A 23,837-nucleotide genomic window follows, 5' to 3' on the forward strand; every position below is an offset into this window, starting at 1 on the left:
TAAGTTTTATTGGTCGCGCCGCTAATGCGAAAAACCAGCTTCCCATTTTCGCCCGGCGCTCTATCGTCCGCGCTCTTTCACCATTTCGGCGCGGTTCGGATTGACCTTTTCCGGCGCGTCGTCGTCGGGAAACTTGAAATCCGCCTGACGCACGACATCGCGCCATTTTTCATCAAATGCGTATTTGGCGAAGCTGCCTGCGCGATCGACCCAGTGAAAAAAGATGTGCGCCGACCAGCGATTGGGGTTGGGGCTTATCCGGCCATGCAGATAATTGATGCCGTTATAGATGACCGCATCGCCAATCCCCATGGGCGCGCCATGCAGCCTGATGTCGCCTTCCTCATTGGCGATATCGGCGGGTCGTCGCTCTTTAGCATCATAATATTTATCGCTGATATTCAGCTCCCAGATATAGTCATTGGAATAGCCGAGCGTCAGCGACATGGCGTGCTCGCAATTCATGGCGTCGCTGTGCAGGTGACAGACATCGCCCTGACGGTAGACGCGGAAATAGGCGTGCGAGGGCAACAGGTCCTTTCCGACAACGGTCGACATATAAGAGGTCAGCCCCCATTGCAGCATCGCCATGGGCGTATAGTCGAAGGAATAACACTCATAGGCTTTCTTGTCGGTCAGAAAGGTCTTGATGTAATCGCCCTGATAACTTTCCCAGTCGCCGCCGAGCTCTTGCTGAAACTTGTAAAGCGTCGCATCGGCAACTTCGACGGGCATGACCTTGCGCGCCATGGTCCATCCGCGCTTTTCATATTCCGCACGCTGTTCTTCGATACTCGCCGCTCGATCCATAAATGTTCTCTTCTGAAAAGCTTTTCCGTTAATCCTGATCTTCGCCGGCGCGCAGCCAACCCGTAATCGATACGCGCGTCTCGCCCGCAAATGGCGATACAAACCCGACCGAATGGGCCGCCGGCACCGAAAACATATTCAGCGTATTAAAGGACGGCATGAACGCGCCTTCAATATGCCCGTCCTCGTCGAAAAAATTAAGGTATCCGCCCCAATCCTCGCGCCATTCCTTCGTCAGGTTCAGGACGAAGGCGGCGCGGCGGTTTTTCCCCTCCACCGCATCATTGTGGAGCGTTAGGAAATGGCCGGGCCCGTAAAGCGTCGCCTGCGCGTCGGCGAAGGCGATGTCGCCAAAGCCTGTCACGCGGCGCACGAAATTCAGGAACGGCTCGGCGTTTAAAAACTCAACCGCCGCTTTCAACTGACTTCCGAGTTCGGTTCCGGCCTTCCAGCGATCATAGACGGGAATATTTTCGTAGTAATAGGAAAAACCCTTCTGCGCCTCGACATAAATGATGTCTTCCGTCGTGCCGACTTTCTCCGCATCGAGATCGCGCCAGCCGGCGGCGTCGATATCGAAATGCTTGCCATTGGCGAAAAAGACGAGATTTTTATGGGGCTCCCTGTCGATCGCCTTGCGCAGCGCTTTTGCATCTTCGGCGTCAAGCACCTTTGGGATCGAGATGCGACCCAGCGCCTTGTAGCGCTGATGCAGCTCATCCGGGTCGAGAGTGGGGTTAAGTTTCATCGTAAAATCCGTCGCCTCCAGGCGCGCCTATCGTGGCATGGGCGCGACGGAAAAGGGAGAGGGCCCGTCGCGACTAATCGCCCGTCACTCTCGTCCTGCCTGCTTTTATCTCGGCGCGGCGTCGCTTGTCGTCGAGGCGCTTTCGCTTCTGGCTCGGCGTCACGCGAGTTTTGACCCGTTTCTTCGGCGGCGTCGCAGCGCGCTCAATCAGCGCGGCGAGGCGGTCGCGGGCGTCTTCGCGGTTTTGCTCCTGAGAGCGGAACCGCTTCGCCTCGATCACCAGCTCCCCCTCGCGGGTCATGCGTCGCCCGGCAATGGATTTGAGGCGCGCCTTCACGGGGTCGGGCAGTGACGGCGAGTTCTTCACATTGAAGCGCAACTGCACCGCGCTCGCGACCTTGTTGACATTCTGTCCCCCAGGCCCGGAGGCGCGGATGAATGTCTCAACAAGCTCCCAGTCGGGAATTGTGATATCGCCAATTGAAATCGCCATGAGGCTCAATACACTTTAGGTTGAAAAACGAAAACTGATTTTGAGGGCAAACGCCATGACCGAGATTTCGCCGGAGCTTCAGGAAAAACTCGACGCCGCCACGTTCCGGCGCCTTGTTTCGCATCTTCAGAACCGCCCGGATGTGCAGAATATCGACCTGATGATCCTCGCCGATTTCTGCCGCAACTGCCTCGGCGACTGGCAACGTGAAGCAGCGGAAGCGGAAGGCGTGTCGATGACGAAAGACGAAGCCCGCGAGCGCGTTTACGGCATGCCCTATTCAGAATGGAAATCGAAACACCAGAAAGAAGCCACGCCGGAACAGATGGCGGCATTCGAGGCGAGAGGGAAAGATAAGGCGTAGTTACAGAGCCATTCGCTCTTTGCGCGCGTCACTCGCGCGTTTCTTCACGCTTTCCGACTTCAACTGTCCGCAGGCGGCGAAGATGTCCCGGCCGCGCGGCGTGCGGATCGGTGAGGCGTATCCGGCGCGGGAAATGATGTCGGCGAAGCCTTCAATCCGCTCCCAGCTTGAACATTCATATGGCGCGCCCGGCCACGGGTTGAACGGGATCAGATTGATCTTCGCCGGAATGCCCTTAAGAAGACGCACCAGCGCGCGCGCTTCGGCATCGCTGTCATTGACGCCTTTTAACATCACATATTCAAATGTGATGCGACGCGCATTGGAAAGACCGGGGTAAGCGCGACATGCGTCCATCAGTTCTTTGATCGGATATTTCCTGTTGATCGGCACCAGCTCGTCACGCAGGGCGTCATTTGTGGCGTGAAGCGAAATCGCCAGCATCGCCGAGGTTTCCGCGCCGAGCCGGTGCATTTCCGGCACGACGCCGGACGTCGAAACGGTGATGCGGCGGCGCGAGATCGAAATGCCGTCATCGGCGGAAATGACGTCAATAGCGCGTTCGACATTATCGAGATTATAAAGCGGCTCGCCCATGCCCATGAAGACGATATTGGAGAGCCGCCGGTCGTCGCCGCCGGAGGGCCATTCTTCGAGATCGTCCTTAACCGCCATCACCTGATTGACGATTTCAGCCGAGGTCAGATTGCGCACAAGTTTCTGCGTGCCCGTATGACAGAATGTGCAGGCGAGCGTGCAGCCAACCTGTGACGAGACACATAACGCGCCTGCGCGCCCCACATCGGGGATGTACACGCATTCGACTTCAACGCCGGGGCTGAGACGGATCAGATATTTCCGCGTGCCGTCGACAGAGACAAGACGCTCCGTCACTTCGGGCCGCGCCACAACGAACCGCTCGGTAAGATCGGCGCGCATGTCCTTTGAAATATTGGTCATGGCCGCGAAGTCGGTTGCGCCAGCCACGTAAATCCAGCGCCAGAGTTGGGCCCCGCGCATGCGCGCCTTTTTCTCATCAAGCCCAAACGCATCGCGCAATTGCCCCGCGATCTCATCGCGGGTCATGCCGGCGAGATTTTGAAGCCCTGCTTTTGCGGGCCGCGCGGAGAGATCGAGTTCAGTCATGATGGCCGGGGATATAGGCGTTTGGGCCGAGCCGCGCAATTGGCCCGCAATTGGGCGGCGGCAATCACCCGGCAAGCCGCCTATTTCGCCGCAAACGCTTCCTTGGCGAGGCGCAAGCGCTCAACGCTCTCTTCCGGCCAGTACTCGCTCCTTTTGTAGAAGCCTTTGACCGCCGGAATATCGTGTTTCAACTCGAGCCAGGGTTGCTTGGACTCCGTGTAGATATGGATATCGGGGGGAATCTGGTCCGGATCATCAAGAGTTCCCACACGGATGAAAGCGATGGCCGGACCCACCCCGCCATAATGGCTCCACAAGGCGACCTGGCAGTTGGGACAACGATGAATCTTTTGTCCGCGTCCGCTCTCCGAAGGTGTATCGATGCAAACCGTGTCCACGCCCAGCATTTCGACGCAATCCATCTCGATCATGGCGTTCAGGGCGAAGGCGGCCCCGGCCTCGCGCTGACACCAGCGGCAATGACAGCAATGAACGTAAAGCGGGCGCGCCGTCAGGCGATAGCGCACTTGTCTGCAGGCGCAGCCGCCTTCAGCGGAAAAAGAGCCTTCCATCGCCGCCTCCCTCTATAGGAAGCCCCAGCTTAACGGGTGAAGTCGAAACGCCGCAAGGCCGACATTGGGCGCCATTCACGATTGCCATTGCGCGCGCACCGTGGTGAGAGAGCCTTTGGAGAACCCAGCCTCATGACTTCAACAGCGCCGCCGCCGGGCGCGGGCGCCACCACCGCCACGCAACGCAGGATCGCCATCGCGCTCCTGCTGGTGGGCGCCGTCTGCGCCGGTATGGGACAGACCATTGTCTTTTCCGTGCTGCCGCCGCTGGCGCGGGAAATCGGCCTGTCAAATTTTCAGGTCGGCGCGATCTTCGCCGTCTCCGCCACCGCCTGGGTGTTCACCGGCCCGATCTGGGGACGAATGAGCGACCACAAGGGCCGCAAGCCGTTCATCCTGATCGGCATGATCGGCTATGCGCTTTCCATGGCGCTTTTCGGCGGCTCGATCATGCTCGGGCTCGCGGGCGCTTTATCCGGCCTGCCGCTGTATGTGCTTCTGGTGGCGATGCGCAGCATTTACGGCCTTGTAGGCTCCGCCGGGCCGCCGGCCGCGCAAGCCTATATCGCCGACCGCACCTCCAAGCATGACCGCACCGCAGGCATCGCCAGCTTTTCCGCCGCTTTCGGCTTCGGCGCCATGCTCGGCCCCGGCTTTGGCGCGGCGGCGTCGCTGCTCGGCCGCATCGTTCCGTTTTTCGCGGCCTCCGCGCTTGGCTTTGTGATGATGCTCGCGGTCTTCGCCTTCCTCCCGGAACGCACTGGACCGACCCAGCGCAAGCACGGGAAGCGCGTCAAGCTCGGCGATGAACGCCTGACGTCGTTCCTCATCACCGCGCTGACATTCTCCGTGATCAACGCCATTCCGATCCAGACCATTGCATTTTATTTCATCGACCGCCTCGGCTATTCGACGGTTGAGGCGCCCGCTTATGTCAGCATCGGGCTGACCGCCGGCGCCATGGCGTCACTCTTTGCGCAACTGGTGATCGTGCAGCGTCTGCGTCTTTCTCCGGCGCGGCTGATGCGGATCGCGCCTGCGCTGATGATCGCCGGCCACTTAACGATCCTTTTATCCGACCACCTCTGGCCTGTAGTTCTTGGCATGGTGGCGAGCGGCCTGGGGTCGGGCATGGCCTTCCCCGCGGTGACCGCCGCCGCCTCCCTCGCCGTCGAACCTGACGAACAGGGCGGCGCCATCAGCCTTGCCGGCGCGGCGACGGCGTCAGGCTTTATCGTCTCGCCCGCCATCGCTTTCTGGCTTTACGCCCACACGCCGCAGGCGCCGTTCATCCTGTCGACCACGCTCGCTATGTTCTTGCTTGTTTTTGTCTGGAGAAGCCGGAAGGTCGGCGCGGCGATTGCGCCCCATGCGGATGATGTGCCGGAAGAAGCGACCAGCGAACCCGCCGCCGCGCCCTATCAATAGGGCGTTCTAATCGGCCGCCATCTTGCCGTCATCGTCGAAGAAAAGAATATCCCCCGGCTGGCAGTCGAGCTCCTTGCAGATCGCTTCGAGCGTCGAAAAACGGATCGCCTTGGCTTTGCCGGTTTTCAGAATGGAAAGATTAGCGATCGTCACGCCTACTCGTTCGGAAAGCTCCGTCAGCGACATGCCGCGGTCAAGCAAAACCCGATCAAGTTTGACGGAAATCGACATTAAACGGTGAGGTCCTGTTCTTCTTTCATGCGCGCGCCTTCACGGAAAACTTCCGCCAGCACGAACACGGTGATGATCGCGAGCCAGGCGAGGAACGTCATGTTGAGATCAACATCGGCGTCAAAAATCAGCGACAGAAAGCCGAAAGCGAATTTGGCGCCCTCGCCCATCAACAGCGCATAGCCAATGCCGCGAAACCGGTCAGCGTTCTCCCTGACAAAAGGCGAGCCGAAGCGCAGCGCCTTTAAAATTTCGAGAAGGCGGTTCACTACAAACAACATCACTGCGGTTGTGACAAAAGCGTAGGAGACCTTGATGAAGTCTTCAGCGTCGACGACGCCGTCAATATTGATCCCGTCAGACTGCGAAAAAAGGTCAGCGACAGCCGGCGCAAAGGGGAGAATGATTAACGCAAGCGTCACCAGGCCCAGCATGATCCACAAGATCACGCGCGTGACATGAAGGCCGACTGCGAGAATCGACGATAGCGATCCCTTGCCTATCGCGCGCATATTGAAATCTCCGTTTTGGCGAGCAATCGAAAAAGCCTTCCCGGTCCCTAGAACAGGGCGATCAGGCAGAAGGCTTTTTCGCAGCTTTGCCGGGCGTCGTCAGCCCCGGCCTCGGCGGGGGAGGCGACGGCGAGGGAATAAAGGCTCGCCGCCGCGAAGGCGGCGAACGCCGCCGCCGCTGTTCTGTGGAAAAGTTTGGACATTACGCCACCCCTGCGAAGGAGCCGATCGCCGAGACATAACCGGCGGCGATGACAGAAATGGTCAGGAATACGGCCAGTCCATTGACAAAGTAGCCAAATTTATCGACACTTGAGTTTGAGTTAGCAAAGCGCATGGGTTTCTCCTTTTCTTTCCTGTGTTAGCGGCTCGTTTTTGATCTTCTTGAGCGGCGGTTTTTCCGCCGCTCTTTTTTTCGGGCTGCTATTTGGGCCTTTCGGGCCCTGTTGTTTGGCCGGTTTTCCCTTTTTCTCGGGTGGGGCCGACCTTTCCCCGGGTTTCTCCATTTTGGCTCTTTTCGCCGGTTCTCCCGGTCTTTTCGGCCTTTTTCTTTTCACCCCGGGTCTGGTATTTCTCCGGCCCCCGGGGCCCTGTGCTTGCGGCGTTGATCACCGTCTTGTTGATTATCGATATAGACTTATCGAAAAACAATGCAAGTGGTTTTTGCCGAAAAACGATAATTTTTTTTCGATAAGGGATAAAAACATGGGCGAAAATGTGCGGAAATTAGGGCCTGGACGCCTTGTGATCGCCTCTCACAACGACGGAAAAGTAAGGGAAATCAATGAATTACTGGCCCCACTGGGGATTGAGGCGGTCTCGGCAAAAAAACTTGGCCTGGATGACCCTGAAGAGACCGGAACGACCTTCGCCGGGAACGCCGAATTGAAGGCGCTGGCCGCTGCGAAGGCTGCAAACCTGCCCTCGCTGGCCGACGACAGTGGCCTTGCCGTAACCGCCCTCTCCGGCGCCCCGGGGATATTTTCGGCCCGCTGGGCGGGCGAGCCCCGGGATTTCGGTGCAGCCATGAAAAAGGTGGAATCCGCGCTGTTTGACAGCGGCACGGAGGACTTTTCCGCGAAATTCGTCTGCGCCCTCTGCCTCGCCTGGCCCGACGGGCACACCGAAACCTTCGAAGGCGAGATCAAGGGCGTCCTGTGTTTTCCGCCGCGCGGGGAAAAAGGCTTCGGCTATGATCCGATCTTCGTTCCGGACGGCTATCATGTCACCTTCGCGGAAATGGAGCCGGACGAAAAACACGACATCTCCCACCGCGCGGATGCGTTCCGTAAACTGATGAAAGCGCATTTTTGATGTTGAAAAAATTTCTCGCCGCTCTAGCCCTTGTTGCTCTGGCAGCTTGCGCAACAAACGAAGAAACGTCCCAGCAAGCGGAAGCGCTACCCGCGCCAACGCTTGAAAAAATCGCCGACAATGTCTGGATTCACAAAAGCTATGATTATGTCGACCCTTGGGGTCTCGTCTTGTCGCAAGGTCTTGTGGTCAGGACCGAAGGCGGCGTCGCCCTTGTCGACACAGCCTGGACGGACGAAGAAACCGAGGCGCTTCTTTCACTAATCAAAAACGAAGTGGGAGAGAGTCCAGACATCGCCATCGTAACGCATGCGCATGCCGACAAAATGGGCGGCATGGGCGCGCTACAAAAGAACGGCATTGGCGGGAGAGCCCACCCTCTCACAAATGAAGACGCGCCGGCGCGGGGCTTGCGCAAGACCATGTATTCCATTCTCGACGGCACAGACCGCGAAATGCTGCTCGGCGCTGAAGATGAGGAAGGCGTGACGGTTTTCTATCCGGGCCCGGGTCACACACGCGACAATATCGTCGTTTATTACGCACCGGCGAAAGTGCTGTTTGGCGGATGTCTCATTCGAACCGGCGCGTCGAAAAATCTCGGCAACACTGCCGACGGTGATGTGGGCCACTGGGCGCAAGCCGTGAGGAACATCGCCGAGGCTTTTCCTGACGCCGAGATCGTCATCCCATCCCACGGACCCATGGGTGGACGGGAGCTTCTCGATCACACAATCGAGCTTGCGGAAAAGGCGGCCGCGGCGCAGTGACCAAGCTCCTCGGCGTCTATATGCATTGGCCTTATTGCGTGCGCATCTGCCCCTATTGCGATTTCAACGTCTATAAGAACCGCGCCGTGGATGAAGCGGCGTGGATCGCTGCGCTGAAGCGCGACCTCGAGCATTACGCTGCGCGAACGCAAGGACGTAAGCTGACAAGCCTCTATTTTGGCGGCGGGACGCCGTCGCTAGCGCCGCTCCAGGTCATCGAAAGCGTGATCGAAACTTGCACGCGCCTTTGGGGATTTGAGCCGGCCGCCGAAATCACTCTTGAAGCCAATCCGACCGACGCGGAACAGTCGCGTTTCGACGCCTTCGCCAAGGCAGGAATCAACCGCCTATCTTTAGGCGTGCAAAGCCTGCGCGATGAGGCGCTCAACTTTCTTGGCCGCGATCATGACGCAGCATCTGCCAAACACGCAATTGAAGCCGCAAAAACCGCCTTCCCCCGCGTCACTTTCGATCTGATCTATGGCCGCCCCGGCCAGACGCTGGACGACTGGCGCACGGAACTCGGCGAGGCGCTGGCCTTGAGGCCGCAGCATCTCTCACTCTACCAGCTTACAATTGAGCCTGGCACGGCATTCGCCACCGCTGTAGAGAAAGGCCGCTGGTCGCCGCCTGAGGATGACATCACCGCAGACATGTATGACGCCGCGCAGGAGATGACGGCGGCGGCGGGGCTTCCCGCCTATGAAATCTCCAATCATGCTGGACCGGGTGAGGAGAGCCGGCACAATCTCGTTTACTGGACCTATGGCGATTATGTCGGCGTTGGACCGGGCGCCCATGGCAGATTGACCGAAAAGGGCGACCGCGTCGCGACCGAAACGCCGCTCGCGCCGAAAGACTATCTCGCCGGGGCGCCTCATACGCAAACGATCCTGAACAAGAGTGGAGCGACTATGGAGCGCTTCACCATGGGGCTGCGGCTGCGCAAGGGCATCCCGTTGCACGAAACGGATCCGTTCTTCACCGACGTGGCCGCCGGGGCCGGCGCCTATGAACGCATCGACCGCCTGATTGGCGACAAGCTGCTTACCTGGGACGGAGAAAATCTCGCCGCCACCACCGACGGACGGCGGATTTTGAACCGCGTCCTTTACGAACTCTTCGCTTAAGGCCACAAAAGACGCTCATGAACAATATTTCCGACATCGCCCACATTATCCAGCTCGCGGTTGCGCCGGCCTTCCTGATCGCCGGCGCCGGGTCGCTCCTTGGGGTCGTCACGACCCGCCTCGCCCGGGTCATCGACCGCGCCCGTGTGCTCGAGGAGCGGATGCTAAATCCGCGCAACGAAGAAGAAGCTGGGCGTATGCGCGCCGAGCTGATCAGTCTCGACAAACGCATGCAACTCGCTCAGCGCGCCGTGCTCCTGTTTTCAATCGCCGCGCTGCTCATCTGTCTCGTCATTGCAACCATGTTTATCGGCGACTTCATCCATGTCGCGATTGGGCCCTTTATCGCACTGATCTTTATCGCCGCCATGTTCGCCATGGCCGGCGGGTTGATGTTGTTCGTGCGGGAAATTGATATTGGAACCCGCGCGCTGAAAGTCCGCGCCGAGCTATTGTCGAAATGACCCCCGAAGAAAGAGAACGATACGCCCGCCATATCCTGCTCCGCGAAGTGGGCGGACAGGGCCAGCAAAAGCTGATCGCCGCGCGCGTGCTGGTGGTGGGCGCGGGCGGGCTCGGCAGCCCCATTCTTTCCTATCTCGCCGCCGCCGGCGTCGGAACGATTGGAATATCCGACAGCGACGCCGTTTCGCTTTCGAACCTTCAGCGCCAGATCCTTTTCCGTACCGAAGATGTGGGCCGGGAGAAAACCGCCGCAGCGAAAGACGCCCTCGCGCAGCTCAATCCTCATGTGAAGGTAGTCACTCATCCGCGCATCACGCAGGAGAATGCACAGGAAATCATTGCCGCTTATGATCTTGTGGTCGAGGGCGTCGATAATTTCGCCGCACGATATGTGCTGAACCGCGCCTGCCTCGTGGCGGAAAAACCACTGGTCTCAGCAGCCGTCGGCAGGTTCGAAGGGCAGCTTGCGACCTTCAAACCTTTTGCACAGCCGGGCGTTCTTCCCTGTTATCGTTGTTTCGTTCCGGAGGAACCGCCCCGCGACCAGCAGGTCAATTGCGCCGAGGAAGGCGTTCTCGGCGCCGTCACTGGCGTCATGGGAACGCTCGCCGCCATGGAGGTTTTGAAAGAGCTTCTTTCCATTGGCGACAGCCTCGCCGGGCGGCTGATGATCTATGACGGCCTCAGCGCTTCGTTTCGCACTGTCAGGCTCAACGCCGATCCCGCCTGCCCCGATTGCAGCGCACACGGATCAAAATAGATTTTTTAGAAGACTAGTCGTCGAGAGTGATGACGACGACGCTGCCATGGGTGACGGAAACTTTGGTTTCATCAAAGCGCGGTTTTCTGAGCTTCGGCTTGACGCCATTGGAAAACGCCACGGGCTCTTTCGGCCGGCCGAGAATTTTACCGCGATTGAGAACGCCGTCGCCATTTTCGTCGAGATAGGCAGCGAAGGCGTATTCGCCGGGCTCAAGATCGCCGAGCGGCAGAACCGCAACGCCATCTTCGTCGATGCGCGCTTCATATTTCGCCCATGCCTGCTCGAGGAAAGCTTCCTCGCTATTATAGATGGTGAGGCGCACCGCCTGGCCCGGCGCGGCGTTGAACTCAGTGTTCACCGCGGCGACCACATGGGCCGGATCAGCATATTTGGCGAAAATGCGGTCAGCAGGCACAGAATCCGCATGAGCGGCGCCAGCAACCGCCAACAACACCCCGATCCCCAATACTCGACGCACGATACGCTCTCTTTCAACCGCCCCTTCGGGCTCTGTGAACTGGCGGTCCTGAATTTCGGATGGACCGCTTCTCAATCAGCTCGGGCGCTCTTCGCACCCGCAAAAAACTCATCTAGTGAAAAAGCGCCGCAACGCAAGCGCTTTTACTGATCGTTAAGCTAATCATGCGCCCGGAAACTTGCGATTCAACTAAAATTGCGGAAATTCCGCCGGTTGTGCCGAAGATGTTACCGGACAGCCACGCCGCCGGTGACGTAACCGGCGATTTTCGGCGTCCATGGCAGATATTGTTGATCCATCTCCGCAATCCGGAAATCCGCTGCGGACACCATCTCTGCGGGTTTGCGGTTCAAGTGGCACCCGCCCGCGACCTTGCTCCATAGCCCATCAAATCGGTCCTGCCAGCGGGCCACGCCCCGGTCGGGAGCCGCCCCATGCTCCAGAAACACCAGCTTGCCGCCCGGCTTCAGCACCCGCCGCATGCCGGCCAGCGCCTCTTCCACGCCGGGAATGGTGCACAAAGCGAATGTCACCAGCACACAATCCACGCTCTCATCGGCAAGAGGGATGTGTTCGCCAGGCAGGTCGAGCCACTCAACCGGGAAGGCGAGATCGCGGACCCGCGGCGCTGCAAGCTTGCGCCACGCCGCCGAGGGTTCGAGCGCATAAAGATGCGTGATCTTCGACTGATCGTAATAGGGAACATTATGGCCGGAGCCGAAGCCGATTTCGAGGACGCGGCCCTGCGCCTTGGGGACAATCCGCTCGCGTTGTTTTGATATCTGTCCCGACCCGCAGACACACGAGACGAGGCGCGGCTCAATATGATTGGCGTAAAAACCCATAACTTCATTTACCCGATTTCAAAGGAAACAGGAATTATCGCGATAGAGGTGGCGCGGGCACAGCCATCGGATATTAAAGCGTTGCTAACTTTTGTTATGGGATGGCGGGTGTTATCGCGCGCGCCTATCCCCCTTCGCGATACAACGGAAAACTAATGCAACAAGCCGCCGTCATCTCAGCATTGCTCGTAAGCCTCGCCCTTTTCAGCGCCACGCCGTTGCGCGCAGAAAATGCGCCGGAGCCTTTGCGGAACGACGATCTCGCCACCTGGTCCTTTGTCTGGGAGAACGATTATTTCGCTGACACCGATCGCAACTACACGAATGGCGTTCGAATTTCCTACCTGTCGGGTCTCAAAAAGCCCGAAGGCGTATCGAGCTTCTTCGCCTATGATATTCTAGGCGCGCATGATGACGCCGGCGTTCGCCGCGGCTTCGCCATCGGCCATTCTATTTTCACCCCTGAAGACACGGCGGCGACAGCGCCGCTCCCCGATCAGCACCCTTACGCCGGGTGGCTCTATGGCGAATATTCCGTCCTCGTGCAGCAGCGCCAGCGCGTCCATCAGATCACACTGCAGGCGGGCGTGGTCGGCCCGGCGGCGCAGGGCGAATGGGTTCAAAACAACTGGCATGACCTGATCGACGGCGACCCGGTCAATGGCTGGGACAACCAGATCGGCAATGAACCGGGCTTTACGCTCTCTTATGACCGGCAGTTTCGCGCCCTGCATGAATTCGGCGACGGCGGCTTTGGCGCGGATATCACACCAAGCGCCGGCGTCACCCTCGGTAATGTAGACACGCGCGTGCGCGGCGGCTTCACCTTGCGCATTGGCAATGATCTTTACGCAAACCCTTACGGCCCGCCGCGCGTGCGCCCGGCGCTTACCGGCATCGGCTCCTTCTCTGCGGCGGACCGGTTCAGCTGGTATTTTTTCGCAGGCGTGAATGGCGCGGCGGTGGCCCACAATATTTTTCTCGACGGCAGTCTGTTCAACGACAGCGATCCCAATCTCGACAAGAATGTGCTGGTCGGTGAGGTGCAGGCCGGCATTGCGCTGCAATTCCGCCGGGCGCAGATCGCCTACACCTACGTCACCCGCACCAAGGAATTTGAAACGCAGACGAGCGCCCAGCGCTTCGGCGCCGTCAGTCTGTCAGTGAAGTTTTAGAGCCGATTTAGCGCGCCTTTCCCGGCTTCTTAGGCTTAGCCTGCCTTTGGAAGGCGGCCGTCATCAAGTCCGAGGATCACCCGGTCCGGCGGCTTATGGCCGTCGGCGAACATCTTGATGTTGATGATCATGCGCTCGCCCATTTCGATACGGCTCTCCACCGTCGCCGACGCCATATGCGGCAACAGCACCACATTCGGCGCCTTGAGGAGTTTTTCGCTGGGCGCGCCGCGCTCATAAACATCAAGCCCGGCGCCGGCGAGACGTCCGCCTTCGATCATTTCAGCGAGCGCATCTTCATCGACGATTTCGCCGCGAGAGACGTTCACCACATAAGCTTGCGGCTGGAGGAGTTCGAGACGCCGCCGCGACAGGAGATGAAATGTCGCCGGGGTGTGCGGGCAATTGACGGAAACGATGTCAACGCGCGCCAGCATCTGGTCGAGGCTGTCCCAATAGGTCGCGCCAAGCTCTTCCTCGATATGTGGATTGATCGGCGTTCGGTTGTGATAGTGGATGGACAAACCAAAGGCTTTAGCGCGCCGTGCGATCGCCTCCCCCACACGGCCCAGGCCGATAATGCCAAGCTTTTTGCCGCGCACCCGCCGGCCCAGCATCCAGGTTGGCGACCATCCATGAAATTGACCCGTCTCCAGGGCTCTCACGCCCTCCACAAGGCGGCGCGGCACCGCGAGGATCAGGGCCATAGCCATGTCGGCGGCATCCTCAGCGAGGACGGAGGGGGTGTTGGTGACGGTGATCCCGCGCGCATTGGCGGCGGCGACGTCGATATGATCGATCCCCGCGCCGAAATTCGCCACAAGACGGAGCCGTTCCCCCGCGGCCTCGAAAAAAGCCGCATCGAGCCTGTCGCCGAGCGTCGGGGCCAGCACATCGGCGTCCCGGGCGCGCTCAATCAGCGCCGCCGGGGAAAGCGGAGCGTCGGCGCTATGCAGGACTGCGTCAAAAAGATCAGAAAGCCGCGCCTCCACCGGGGCCGGCAATTTTCGCGTCAACGCGACCCTGACCTGCTTCGCACTCATCGGATAATCCCGGCGACAATGGTGGAAAGGCTTGCGGTTTTCCGCAAATCCCAAAAAGAGCGCAAAGTTAACCCAAGATTAACGGCTTTGCCGCCAGGTAAGGCTTTATTCACCATCTTTGATTGTTTCGAGCGCTTGTACATGCCGCGTTTATATTCAGTGTTGTCCGTCAGCCTTTTCGCCGCCCTCTATTTGACCGGAGCCGCCCCCGCGGCGCAAGCCGCTAATAGTAAAGCTCCGGCGCAAGCCGTGAACACGATCGCGCTGGCCCAGGCCGCCACAAACGGAAATATCCAGGCCGCAAAGGCGCCCGCGCCGGTGAAGCTGCGCCTCGACACCCCATCTGGCCTGCCCGTCCCACGGCTCGTCTCCCTCAAGGCGAGCAAGACTTTCTGCCGTTCAGGCCCGACCTTTTCCCACCCGGTGCGGCTGACCTTCATGCGCGCCGGTCTGCCAGTGTTGATCGTGGCTGAGACCAAGGACCATTGGCGCAAGATTCGCGACGCGGAAGGCGATGAGTGCTGGACCCATAAATCCAAGCTCTCCGGCGACGAAACCGCGCTGGTGCTGGAAGACGGGCTTGCGCTGCGGACCCGTCCGGACCCCAGCGCACCGGCCCGGGCGAGGCTCGGCCGCGGCGTCATCGCTCATGTGGAAGGCGGAAAAGAGGGCTGGCTGCGGGTTTCCGCCGACGGGCGCAAGGGCTGGGCCCGCGCATCGGCGTTCTGGGGCGCAAGGGCAGATGCGCCGCTGGCGGGCAATCTAAGCCCCTGAATGTTGCGACGCATAATTGACCCTGTGCTGGCGCGCCTTTACCAAGCGACCACAGCGCGCGACAATCGTCTACGCGTAAACCACAACTGAACAGGGCGCATGACGGAACAAAAAAACAGTTTCAGCCGCGAGGAGCTCCTCGAGTGCGGCTATCACGGACTTCGCGGACCCGGCACGGCGCAATTGCCCGTGCCCCCGATGCTGATGTTCGACAGGGTCACCAAGATCACGTCCGATGGCGGCGGCTATGGCAAGGGCTTCGTGACGGCCGAACTCGATATCAATCCTGATCTCTGGTTCTTCGATTGTCATTTTCCAGGCGATCCGGTGATGCCGGGCTGTCTCGGCCTCGACGCGCTCTGGCAATTGGTGGGGTTCTTCCTTACATGGTCAGGGCATCCAGGCCATGGCCGGGCTCTCGGCGCGAAGGATGTGCGTTTCTCCGGCATGGTGGTGCCGAGCGCTAAACGCGTCACTTACGAGCTGAATGTACGGCGCATGATGGCCCGTCCCCTGATCCTCGGCATTGCTGACGGCATCATGAAAGTCGACGACCGGACCATCTACGAAGCGAAGGATCTGAGGGTCGGACTTTTCTCGCGCGAACAGCTCGACGCGGGACTGTCGCTGTAAGGCGGCGTAGATACGATTTCGGCGGAAGGCGAAAGGAATTTTATGCGGCGCGTAGTTATTACCGGCATGGGAGTCGTCTCTTCCATTGGCGCCAATGTGGAAGAGGTAAAGGCGGCGCTTTACGAAGGCCGTTCAGGCATCGCCCATGACGCCAGTTTCGCTGAGCATGGTTTCAAATGCCAGGTTTCGGCTCGCCCTTCCGTCAATTTTGAAGACGCCCTCGACCGCCGCACGCGGCGTTTCATGGGCGAAGGCGCAGGCTGGAACTACATCGCCATGAAAGAGGCGCTGGAGCAGTCGGGCCTCACCGAGGATCAGGTCAGCCACCCGATGACTGGCATCATCATGGGGTCGGGCGGCCCTTCAACCAAAGCCATTGTCGAAGCGGCGGACATCACCCGCAAAACCGGCGCGACCAAAAAGATCGGCCCCACCGTAGTGCCGAAAGCCATGGGCTCCACCAATTCAGCAACGCTCGCCGTGCCGTTCAAAATTCTCGGCGTCAATTATTCAATCTCCTCCGCATGCGCCACATCGGTGCATTGCATCGGCGCGGCCGCCGAACAAATCATGTGGGGCAAACAGGATGTTGTCTTCGCCGGCGGCGGAGAGGAACTCGACTGGACCCTCGCGAATATTTTCGACGCCATGGGCGCCATGTCGACAAACTTCAATGACCGCCCTGACGTCGCAAGCCGCGCCTATGACAAAGACCGGGACGGTTTCGTCATCGCCGGCGGCGCGGCGACCGTCGTGCTCGAAGAATATGAATATGCAAAAAAACGCGGCGCGAATATTCTCGGCGAGATCGTCGGCTATTTCGCCAATTCAGACGGCTACGACATGGTGCAATTATCCGGCGAAGGCGCCGTCAGATGCATGCGCGGCGCGCTTGACAGCGTGCGCCAGCCGATCGACTATGTGAACCCGCACGGCACCTCGACGCCCGTCGGCGACCAGAAAGAAACGCAGGCGATCCGCGAAGTGTTCGGCTCGGAAATCCCGCCTTTCTCTTCAACCAAGTCGCTGACAGGCCACTCCCTCGGCGCGGTTGGCGCGCAGGAACTTGTCTACGGGCTCATCATGATGCGCGACAAGTTTCTCACCGCTTCCGCTCATATCGAAAACATCGATCCCGAGTTTGAGGACCTGCCAATCATTCGCGAGCGCGTCGACAATGCGAAAGTCGATTGCTTCTTGACCAACTCCTTCGGCTTCGGCGGCACCAATGGCTGCCTCGTCGTCGCGAAAGTCTAAAAAATTGAGCCAGGAATCCCTGATCGCCGGGCTGGTAGCGGCGCTTATCGCCAGCGCCGGATTGTGGTGGTTCAGGCTGATCCTGCCCGTTGTTAAAAAACAGCCGAAAACGACGCGCTTCGGCGTTTACGCCATTGTCTGGCTCGCTTATTTCATAGTGGTCATGATCATGATCGGCCGCAGCGGCGCCTGAGCGCCCGGCGCAAACAAGGACAGAACTTATGAGCGACGAATCCGCTTTCCCCAAAGGCGATCTGATGAAAGGCAAACGCGGCCTCATCATGGGCGTCGCCAACAAGAACTCTATCGCCTGGGGCATCGCGCAGCAGCTCACCGCGCAAGGCGCGGAGCTTTGCTTTTCCTATATTCCAGCGATGGAAGGACGGGTGCGCCAGCTCGCCGAAACCGTCGGCGTCGAGTTTCTGGTTGAAGCCGACGTCATGAGCGACGATGACATGGACAAGGCGTTTGCTGAAATCAAAGACAAATGGGGCAAGATTGATTTTCTGGTGCACGCCATCGCCTTCACCGACAAGGAGGCGCTGAAGGGCTCCTTTGTCGAGAACACCACGCGCCAGAACTTCAAGGATACGATGGATGTGTCCGCGTTTTCATTTGTGGACTCAGCGCGGCGCTCGGCGGAGCTCATGCCTGACGGCGGCGCCATGATCACGCTCACCTATCTCGGCTCCGAACGCGTCGTGCCGAATTACAACGTCATGGGCGTCGCCAAAGCGACGCTCGAGGCGTCCATGCGCTATGTGGCGCGCGACCTTGGCCCCAAGGGCATTCGTGTCAACGCCATCTCCGCTGGGCCGATGAAGACGCTCGCCATGGCAGGCATCACCGGCGGGCGCCAGCTTATGTCCACGGGCCGCGACTGGTCGCTCCTGAAAGAAGACACCACCATGGAAGGCGTCGCCGGCGCAGCGCTTTATCTTCTTTCCGGCATCGGCGCCTCATGCACCGGGGAAGTGCTGCATGTGGATGCCGGCTTCCACGTCGTCGCCGTGCCCGACGGCATTGGCGCATCTTGACCGCTGACGAAATCATTGCGGCGCTGAACCTCCGCGCCCATCCCGAAGGCGGCTGGTTCCGCGAAACCTGGCGCGCAGATACAAAAGACGGCGAGCGCGCCAGCGACACTGCGATCTACTATCTCCTGAAGGCGGGCGAACGCTCGCACTGGCATCGCGTCGACGCAACGGAGATCTGGCATTATCACGCCGGCGCGCCGTTGAAGCTTTCCATCTCACCCGATGGAAAAGCCCAAGAAGATTTGATCCTCGGCCCTGATCTCTCAAACGGCGAGGCGCCGCAATGGATTGTACCGCCCCATGCGTGGCAAGCGGCGCAAAGCTTGGGCGACTTCACCCTTGTGGGCTGCACCGTGTCGCCAGCGTTTGAATTTTCCGGCTTTGAAATGGCGCCGAAAGACTGGACGCCGGAAAGCTGATTATTCCGCCGCCGCGTTTTCGAGATAAGGCGCAGGATCGATCAGCACATAGCCCGGCGTATTTTCCGCAAAATGATCGAGCCAGAATTTGTGACCGGCGCCGTAAACCACGACGACGCGATCGCCGGGCTTCGTCACTTGCGTCAGTTTTGAAAAGATCTTTGCGTTGCGCATGAACCAATAGGCCTGAAGCTCGGCGCCCGGCTGCGTCTCGCCGCGATCGTAAGTGAAGGTGCGGTAGTAAAAATCGGGGCTCGATAGAGGCCCGTCCGAATTGAACATCAACAACATGTCAGCGACAGAATTATCTTTCTGCGCAGCGCTGAAATCCGCCATTAATTGCTGAATATCCGCGATCTGTCCCTGCAGCGCCTCGGCCTGGCCGGTCTCCTCCGCATGGGCCATCAACGCGCCGAAGGGAAAATAATCAGGCTCGCCGTCGCTTGGCTGTTCATCAATGCCATAAACGCGCTTCACGCCCGACATGTTGGCAAGACGATAGGCGATCTGGTAACGCTCATCAGCGTTTTCACTCAGCATACCCGGCGTAAAAGCCTGAAATTTCGGATCGATATAATCCGGCGCCTCGGTGATGCGCTCAACGGCGACGATGGTCGGCTTGAACGCGACGAGCGCATCCGCCACGGCGGCGATTTCCGCCTGGCGTTCATCGGTCAGCATATTATCGACTTCTGCGTTGGCCACATCCTGAGCGGGATTGCCCATATGAAAGGCGCCGATCACCATAACCTGAACCGCGTCCGGCTCTGTCATCGTCGTTTTTTCAACCGGCGCTGCGGTTGCGCAGGCCGCCACGCTCAATGATGCGACAAGCGCTAATAATCTTTTCATGACCGTCCCCGTCTTTGCCAAGCGTCACCGTGCCCACGCGAAATGCGGCCGTAAAGGCGTTTGCGACGAACGGCTTCAACAACGCGATTATTCGATCCGCGTCACTCCTCTCTCGGGTGAGCAACAAAGAGGATTGGCAGATTGCCGTCCTGATCCGGAACACCGGCAACGCTTATGCGTGTGATGGAGCCATAGCCCAGATCGCCAATGTCAGCGGCGACATGCCAGACTGAATCATTGACTAAGTCATAGGTCGCTAATTGGGACCCCATGGAAGAATACGCCATGGCGGGAAACCCTTCTTCGCTGAAGACGAGGAAAAAATCCTGCGCTCCGGGCAGCAGCGGCAACAAAGTTTCGGTAGCGCCGCTGGCCACATCGACGGCGACGATTTCATAGTCTCCGGCCTCATCGCCGCGCGCCGCAAACAAGGTCGCGCCATCGGGAGACGACAACAAAACGCGTCCAACATTTTCAAAACCGTCGCGCGCCTCTCCGCTCGCAACATCTACAAACTGCAGCATTGGCGGTTCGCTGCGATAGAATACCGCCAGCATCGCCCCACCCTGCAGCCATTCATAATAGCCGACCGGGCCGGTTTCGATGACGGCGGCGCCCGCTTCGCCGACTTCGCGAAGCGCATGGACGCGAGTCATTTCACCGTCTTCGCTTTCCTGAATGAACGAGACCCCGCCATCGGGCGACGGCTTTGGCGAGAACTCGCTTTTCTCAAGCGTTTGCGTGACCTGACTCTTTTCGCCAGAGGAAAGGTCGTAAACCCAAAGGTCGGTTTTATCGTTCTCATTGCCGGCGACGTAGTAAAACCGGCCATCATAAGGCTGCAAAAAAGTCGGCTGATTTTGGTAGGTGGGCGCGGCCAGCAGGGACTCGATATCAATAATCGAAATTGCGCCGTCTTCTGTGTTCAGCGCCACCTTTCCCGACAGGATGTGAGCGATCGGCAGGCCGCCGACCTCAGCAGCATCCTCAGATGGCGCCGCAACTTCCTCCGGCGTGTCTGGCGCTTCCGATGTCGGCTGACAGGCCGCCGTAAAAAACAGCAGCGCCGCACAAGCGGACTTCAAAAAGTGGCTCATGGCTCGTTCCTGATAAAGCTGCGCACGTCTTTCGCCAGCGCCTCCAAAGAGGGTTGATGGATATACATCATGTGGCCGGCGTCATAATAGGTGATGGTCAGGCGCGAGCGGTCGAAGCCCGGCTGGGCCAGCGTCATTTCCGTTCCGAAAAACGGCGTCGCCAGATCGTAATATCCGTTAGCGGACAGGACGCGCAAATCCCGGTTCTGACGCATCGCCCGCTCCACCCAAGGCGCCACATTCACATAAGCGTTCTGCCCGCCGCCATCTTCCGCATCCCAGTTCCATCCGCGCACGCCGCCAAGGGTCGTGTAAGGTTCAGCGATATCGACGCCGAGATCGCGGCCGAAATAATCGAGCATGCCGGCTGTATAGGCGGCGTCGATGCCATAGGCGGATGGGTCATATTCAGGATTTTCACCAACGCCGTCAGCTTCCACGCCGGTAAAGCGTGAGTCGAGGCGGCCCACGGCGAGCCCTTCATCGCGCAGCAACTCACGCATGAAACGGCGCAGGGGAATACGCATATTGGAGCGCGTCACATAGCTTTCGGAAAGTCCCGTAAAGGCTGCAAGCTTCGCCGCAACCGCCTCGCGCTCCGCCGCCGAGGCAAGCTGACCCTTGAGCAGCGCCGGCATATAATCATCCGTGGCGAAGGCGCGCGCTTCATCGAGAAAGCGCTGCATGTCGCCTCCCCAGGCGGCTTTGTCGACTTTGTCATGATACCAGGCGGTCGCGGCGTAACCCGGCATCAGGCCGATATAGCCGACATCGTTACCTGCATCGGTGGCGTCGAGGCCAAAATTCAACACGGTCGAAATCAGGACCACGCCATTGACGGCAATGTCGGTCCATCCGCTTTCAAGCGCTTCGAGAAGGGCGGCCGAACGCGTTGTGCCGTAGCTTTCTCCAATCAGATATTTCGGCGAGTTCCAGCGCTTGTGCTCGACAAGCCAGCGGCGAATGAATTCACGCACTGACGCCGCATCCTGTTTGACACCCCAATATTCATCGGTTTTGCCTTCACCCAGGGTCTTCGACCAGCCCGTGCCAACCGGATCAATGAACACCATGTCGGCGACGTCGATGATCGATTCCGGATTGGCGATAAGATCGAACGGCGCAGCGCCGTCATCATCGGGTCCTTCCGGAAGACGAACGCGCTTCGGCCCGAAGACGCCCATATGCAGCCATAGCGACGCCGAGCCCGGCCCGCCATTGAAAATAAACGCCACCGGCCGCTCGCGCGGATCAGCGAACCCGTCTGCAATATAGGAGGTCGAAAAAATCGACGCGACAGGCTCACCCTTGTCGTTCTCGATAAAAGTTTCGCCAGCGATAACCCTATAGGCGACATTGGCGCCGCCGGCGGTCACCCGGGCCTTCGTTTCATAGCGGCGCGGCTCACTCCCGTCTTTCGCCGCCACAGCTTCCTGGCTTTTGTCTTCTTCCTGCGCCACGGCGCAGGCGCCGCTATATGACAGCAAAAAGATCGCCGCGAGAGTCCGGATGATCATATCGGCTCCTGTCTGTTTTTGTTGATGAGCAAGCGCGCCTTAAGCACCCTGTTTTTTCTTGATCCACGCAGAGACCTTGCGGTCCAGAACCGGCAGCGGCATGGCGCCAGTAAGCAGCACTTCGTCGTGGAATTCGCGAATATCGAAATCAGGGCCAAGCGCTTCTTCCGCCTTGTTGCGAAGCTCGTTGATTTTCAGCATACCGAGCTTGTAGGCGCAGGCCTGTCCCGGCCAGACCGAATAACGCTCAACCTCGCGCGTCACCTGATCGTGCGTATCGCCGGTCACGCCTTGCATATAGGTGATCGCCTGTTCGCGAGTCCATTGCTTGTGGTGAAGGCCGGTGTCGACCACAAGGCGCGTGGCCCGGAACAGCTCCGATTGCAACCGCGCCAGATCGCCGAGCGGATCGTCCGCATACATGCCCATCTCGGCCGCCACCTGCTCGGCGTAAAGCGCCCAGCCTTCTGAAAATTCAGAATAGCCAAGCATTGTGCGGATAAGCGGAAGTCCCGCGGATCGTTCAAGCGAACGCTGGAAATGATGGCCCGGCACAGCTTCGTGATAGGTCAGGGTTTTCAGCATGTGCTTCGGCCAATCGGCGGTGTTTTTGAGATTGATCCAGAAAATGCCGGGACGCGAGCCATCGAGCGGCGCCGCGGAATAATAACCGCCCGGCGAGGAATCCTGCTCATATACAGGAATGCGCCGCACCTCGACCTGCTGCGTCGGCAAGGTTCCAAACCAATCGCCGGCGCGGGCCATGATCTCGTCCACTTGTCCGTTGAGATCGGTGAGCAGCTCCTCTTTCGCCTCATCGTTATTCGGATAGCGCATGCCTTCACGTTTGCCGATCGCCGAAAACCGCTCAGCGACACTTCCTTGCGTCAGCCCCAGGGCTTTCAAAATCGCATCCATCTCGCCCGAGATGCGCTCGACTTCCGAAAGACCCAGATCATGCACTTCATCGGCGGTCATCCCGCCGGCGCCGTAAGACGATAGCGCCAGCGCATAAAACGCTGCACCTTCATCGCCGAGACGCCAGATCCCGGCGTCGGCGCTCGCCTGAAATTTGAGATTTTCGAGAGCGGCGGCGAGGCGTGTGTAGGCAGGATAGACATTCGCCTCCACCATTTCCGCAGCGCGCGCCGTCAAGGCCGAACGGTCTTCTTCGGAAAGGCCGTCAATATCTTCCAGTTTCGTCGCAAAGGTCTTGACCAGCGGGTTGTCCGCTGGGGCCGCCGCCGTAAAACCCGCGATTGAATTCATGGCGCCGTCAATGGCGAAGACCGGCGGCGTCACCAGCTGCGCGCCGTCCCCGGTTACGGTTTCGATGGTTTCATCGAAAACCCGGCTGAATTCTGCGAGGCGCGAAATGTAATCCTCCGCATCCTGACGGCTCTCCAGCCGGTGCTGGGTCAACATCAATCGGGGCAAGTAAAGATGCGGACCGGAAAGCTGCGTCACCAGATAGGGGCTCGCCGAGGCGTAGGGCGTCGCGCCGCCAAAGGAAAACTGGTTGCGCCGCGCGGCCGTCTGATAGGCGTCGCGCAAGACATCATAGGTGACGAGCGCCGGGCCGGAGAGAGAAGCGCGGTCGATGCTGCGAACATCCTGCAGGAAGTCTTCGTTGAGCGCGCGCACATCTTCGAAGGCGGCGAAGCCATACCCGCCTAGCCGCGCGCGGTAGCCGGCGCCCGCAATATCCTCGCTGACGCCGAGAAAGCTTGCGAGTTCCGGCGATGATTGCAGAACCGCCGCCGCGTGGCGCGACGCCATGGCCTCCAGCTGTTCATTGGCGGTCAGGACCGGGGCTGGCGCTTCCGCCGCCGGCGCTTGTTGTTCTTCCGGCGCTGGCCGGCGTTCACCGCAGGCGGCGAGGCTCATCATGGCAAGTCCGCTCATCACCGCCAGCATCGGTTTATTGAGATTGCGCATCCCCGTCCCTCCCTGGGCTCCCGCGG

General features: G+C 59.4%; 30 protein-coding genes. 14 read left to right on the plus strand and 16 right to left on the minus strand.

Annotation, left to right across the window (positions count from 1 at the left end; all coding sequences use genetic code 11):
* Positions 1-60 precede the first annotated feature (60 nt).
* From ACFOOP_RS04065 to arfB, 3 genes are all read right to left on the minus strand, one after another.
* Complete coding sequence (locus tag ACFOOP_RS04065) at positions 61-810, minus strand: hypothetical protein (protein WP_379879586.1); 750 nt, start codon at positions 808-810, stop codon at positions 61-63.
* A 28-nt stretch (positions 811-838) separates the two neighbouring features.
* Positions 839-1,558 carry a 2OG-Fe(II) oxygenase gene (locus ACFOOP_RS04070; RefSeq protein ID WP_379879587.1) on the minus strand — a complete coding sequence of 240 codons (720 nt, stop codon included), beginning with the start codon at positions 1,556-1,558 and terminating at the stop codon, positions 839-841.
* Positions 1,559-1,631: 73 nt separating this feature from the next.
* Complete coding sequence (gene arfB / locus ACFOOP_RS04075) at positions 1,632-2,051, minus strand: alternative ribosome rescue aminoacyl-tRNA hydrolase ArfB (protein ID WP_379879588.1); 420 nt, start codon at positions 2,049-2,051, stop codon at positions 1,632-1,634.
* Between the two features lie 55 nt (positions 2,052-2,106).
* On the opposite strand from arfB, the gene ACFOOP_RS04080 reads away from it, so the two are divergent.
* The gene (locus tag ACFOOP_RS04080; protein WP_379879589.1) at positions 2,107-2,415 is read left to right on the plus strand and encodes a DUF1244 domain-containing protein; all 309 of its coding nucleotides are present in this window, start codon (positions 2,107-2,109) and stop codon (positions 2,413-2,415) included.
* Here the strand turns inward: ACFOOP_RS04080 and rlmN are convergent, their stop codons facing one another.
* Together rlmN and ACFOOP_RS04090 are read right to left on the minus strand one after the other, a co-directional pair.
* On the minus strand, positions 2,416-3,564 hold the full coding sequence (gene rlmN, locus ACFOOP_RS04085; RefSeq protein ID WP_379881501.1) for a dual-specificity RNA methyltransferase RlmN: 1,149 nt from the start codon (positions 3,562-3,564) through the stop codon (positions 2,416-2,418).
* A 77-nt stretch (positions 3,565-3,641) separates the two neighbouring features.
* Complete coding sequence (locus tag ACFOOP_RS04090) at positions 3,642-4,133, minus strand: GFA family protein (RefSeq protein ID WP_379879590.1); 492 nt, start codon at positions 4,131-4,133, stop codon at positions 3,642-3,644.
* A gap of 132 nt (positions 4,134-4,265) precedes the next feature.
* On the opposite strand from ACFOOP_RS04090, the gene ACFOOP_RS04095 reads away from it, so the two are divergent.
* Complete coding sequence (locus ACFOOP_RS04095) at positions 4,266-5,561, plus strand: MFS transporter (RefSeq protein WP_379879591.1); 1,296 nt, start codon at positions 4,266-4,268, stop codon at positions 5,559-5,561.
* Between the two features lie 6 nt (positions 5,562-5,567).
* On the opposite strand, the gene ACFOOP_RS04100 is transcribed toward ACFOOP_RS04095, so the two are convergent.
* From ACFOOP_RS04100 to ACFOOP_RS04115, 4 genes are read right to left on the minus strand one after another with little or no spacing between them, the layout of a single operon-like run.
* Complete coding sequence (locus ACFOOP_RS04100) at positions 5,568-5,792, minus strand: helix-turn-helix domain-containing protein (protein ID WP_379879592.1); 225 nt, start codon at positions 5,790-5,792, stop codon at positions 5,568-5,570.
* Positions 5,792-6,304: a DUF2975 domain-containing protein gene (locus tag ACFOOP_RS04105; RefSeq protein ID WP_379879593.1), complete on the minus strand. Its 513-nt coding sequence runs from the start codon at positions 6,302-6,304 to the stop codon at positions 5,792-5,794. The genes ACFOOP_RS04100 and ACFOOP_RS04105 overlap by 1 nt, the downstream gene beginning before the upstream one ends.
* A gap of 47 nt (positions 6,305-6,351) precedes the next feature.
* Entirely contained in the window at positions 6,352-6,507 is a 156-nt protein-coding gene (locus ACFOOP_RS04110; protein WP_379879594.1) for a hypothetical protein, read from the minus strand.
* Positions 6,507-6,641 (minus strand): hypothetical protein, encoded by a 135-nt coding sequence (locus ACFOOP_RS04115; RefSeq protein WP_379879595.1) that lies wholly within the window; start codon positions 6,639-6,641, stop codon positions 6,507-6,509. Before ACFOOP_RS04115 ends, ACFOOP_RS04110 begins: the two co-directional genes overlap by 1 nt.
* 368 nt (positions 6,642-7,009) lie before the next feature.
* Between ACFOOP_RS04115 and rdgB the strand changes: the two genes are divergently transcribed.
* The 5 genes from rdgB to ACFOOP_RS04140 are packed head-to-tail and all read left to right on the plus strand — an operon-like array spanning position 7,010 to position 10,743.
* Entirely contained in the window at positions 7,010-7,618 is a 609-nt protein-coding gene (gene rdgB, locus ACFOOP_RS04120) for an RdgB/HAM1 family non-canonical purine NTP pyrophosphatase (RefSeq protein ID WP_379879596.1), read from the plus strand.
* Entirely contained in the window at positions 7,618-8,388 is a 771-nt protein-coding gene (gene bla / locus ACFOOP_RS04125; protein ID WP_379879597.1) for a subclass B1 metallo-beta-lactamase, read from the plus strand. The genes rdgB and bla overlap by 1 nt, the downstream gene beginning before the upstream one ends.
* The gene (hemW, locus tag ACFOOP_RS04130) at positions 8,385-9,518 is read left to right on the plus strand and encodes a radical SAM family heme chaperone HemW (protein ID WP_379879598.1); all 1,134 of its coding nucleotides are present in this window, start codon (positions 8,385-8,387) and stop codon (positions 9,516-9,518) included. The genes bla and hemW overlap by 4 nt, the downstream gene beginning before the upstream one ends.
* Positions 9,519-9,535: 17 nt before the next feature.
* Positions 9,536-9,982 carry a DUF2721 domain-containing protein gene (locus ACFOOP_RS04135; protein WP_379879599.1) on the plus strand — a complete coding sequence of 149 codons (447 nt, stop codon included), beginning with the start codon at positions 9,536-9,538 and terminating at the stop codon, positions 9,980-9,982.
* Positions 9,979-10,743, plus strand: a complete 765-nt coding sequence (locus tag ACFOOP_RS04140) for a HesA/MoeB/ThiF family protein (RefSeq protein WP_379879600.1) — start codon at positions 9,979-9,981, stop codon at positions 10,741-10,743. The genes ACFOOP_RS04135 and ACFOOP_RS04140 overlap by 4 nt, the downstream gene beginning before the upstream one ends.
* Positions 10,744-10,756: 13 nt before the next feature.
* Here the strand turns inward: ACFOOP_RS04140 and ACFOOP_RS04145 are convergent, their stop codons facing one another.
* Together ACFOOP_RS04145 and ACFOOP_RS04150 are read right to left on the minus strand one after the other, a co-directional pair.
* Positions 10,757-11,224, minus strand: a complete 468-nt coding sequence (locus tag ACFOOP_RS04145; protein ID WP_379879601.1) for a DUF2141 domain-containing protein — start codon at positions 11,222-11,224, stop codon at positions 10,757-10,759.
* Positions 11,225-11,451: 227 nt separating this feature from the next.
* Positions 11,452-12,069: a class I SAM-dependent methyltransferase gene (locus ACFOOP_RS04150; RefSeq protein ID WP_379879602.1), complete on the minus strand. Its 618-nt coding sequence runs from the start codon at positions 12,067-12,069 to the stop codon at positions 11,452-11,454.
* 155 nt (positions 12,070-12,224) lie between these two features.
* Between ACFOOP_RS04150 and ACFOOP_RS04155 the strand changes: the two genes are divergently transcribed.
* Entirely contained in the window at positions 12,225-13,244 is a 1,020-nt protein-coding gene (locus tag ACFOOP_RS04155; RefSeq protein ID WP_379879603.1) for a lipid A deacylase LpxR family protein, read from the plus strand.
* 35 nt (positions 13,245-13,279) lie between these two features.
* Here ACFOOP_RS04155 and ACFOOP_RS04160 read toward each other — a convergent pair whose 3' ends face one another.
* Positions 13,280-14,287, minus strand: coding sequence for a 2-hydroxyacid dehydrogenase (locus ACFOOP_RS04160; protein ID WP_379879604.1), 1,008 nt, complete (start codon positions 14,285-14,287; stop codon positions 13,280-13,282).
* Between the two features lie 249 nt (positions 14,288-14,536).
* On the opposite strand from ACFOOP_RS04160, the gene ACFOOP_RS04165 reads away from it, so the two are divergent.
* The 6 genes from ACFOOP_RS04165 to ACFOOP_RS04190 all read left to right on the plus strand — a co-directional run bounded on the left by ACFOOP_RS04165 (position 14,537) and on the right by ACFOOP_RS04190 (position 18,407).
* Positions 14,537-15,061 (plus strand): SH3 domain-containing protein, encoded by a 525-nt coding sequence (locus ACFOOP_RS04165; protein WP_379879605.1) that lies wholly within the window; start codon positions 14,537-14,539, stop codon positions 15,059-15,061.
* A 99-nt stretch (positions 15,062-15,160) separates the two neighbouring features.
* Positions 15,161-15,694 (plus strand): bifunctional 3-hydroxydecanoyl-ACP dehydratase/trans-2-decenoyl-ACP isomerase, encoded by a 534-nt coding sequence (fabA, locus tag ACFOOP_RS04170; protein ID WP_379879606.1) that lies wholly within the window; start codon positions 15,161-15,163, stop codon positions 15,692-15,694.
* Between the two features lie 42 nt (positions 15,695-15,736).
* A complete protein-coding gene (gene fabB, locus ACFOOP_RS04175; protein ID WP_379879607.1) occupies positions 15,737-16,951 on the plus strand; it encodes a beta-ketoacyl-ACP synthase I in 1,215 nt (404 codons plus the stop codon).
* A 4-nt stretch (positions 16,952-16,955) separates the two neighbouring features.
* The gene (locus tag ACFOOP_RS04180; RefSeq protein WP_379879608.1) at positions 16,956-17,144 is read left to right on the plus strand and encodes a hypothetical protein; all 189 of its coding nucleotides are present in this window, start codon (positions 16,956-16,958) and stop codon (positions 17,142-17,144) included.
* Between the two features lie 28 nt (positions 17,145-17,172).
* On the plus strand, positions 17,173-17,988 hold the full coding sequence (locus ACFOOP_RS04185; protein WP_379879609.1) for an enoyl-ACP reductase FabI: 816 nt from the start codon (positions 17,173-17,175) through the stop codon (positions 17,986-17,988).
* Entirely contained in the window at positions 17,985-18,407 is a 423-nt protein-coding gene (locus ACFOOP_RS04190) for a cupin domain-containing protein (RefSeq protein ID WP_379879610.1), read from the plus strand. The genes ACFOOP_RS04185 and ACFOOP_RS04190 overlap by 4 nt, the downstream gene beginning before the upstream one ends.
* Here the strand turns inward: ACFOOP_RS04190 and ACFOOP_RS04195 are convergent, their stop codons facing one another.
* From ACFOOP_RS04195 to ACFOOP_RS04210, 4 genes are all read right to left on the minus strand, one after another.
* Positions 18,408-19,259, minus strand: a complete 852-nt coding sequence (locus ACFOOP_RS04195; protein ID WP_379879611.1) for a DUF5694 domain-containing protein — start codon at positions 19,257-19,259, stop codon at positions 18,408-18,410.
* 101 nt (positions 19,260-19,360) lie between these two features.
* Positions 19,361-20,356: a TolB-like translocation protein gene (locus tag ACFOOP_RS04200; protein WP_379879612.1), complete on the minus strand. Its 996-nt coding sequence runs from the start codon at positions 20,354-20,356 to the stop codon at positions 19,361-19,363.
* On the minus strand, positions 20,353-21,873 hold the full coding sequence (locus ACFOOP_RS04205; protein WP_379879613.1) for a S10 family peptidase: 1,521 nt from the start codon (positions 21,871-21,873) through the stop codon (positions 20,353-20,355). Before ACFOOP_RS04205 ends, ACFOOP_RS04200 begins: the two co-directional genes overlap by 4 nt.
* 39 nt (positions 21,874-21,912) lie before the next feature.
* Positions 21,913-23,811: a DUF885 domain-containing protein gene (locus ACFOOP_RS04210; RefSeq protein ID WP_379879614.1), complete on the minus strand. Its 1,899-nt coding sequence runs from the start codon at positions 23,809-23,811 to the stop codon at positions 21,913-21,915.
* Positions 23,812-23,837 lie beyond the last annotated feature (26 nt).

It is taken from the genome of Hyphococcus aureus (genome assembly GCF_042643165.1).
Classification (GTDB): domain Bacteria; phylum Pseudomonadota; class Alphaproteobacteria; order Caulobacterales; family Parvularculaceae; genus Hyphococcus; species Hyphococcus aureus.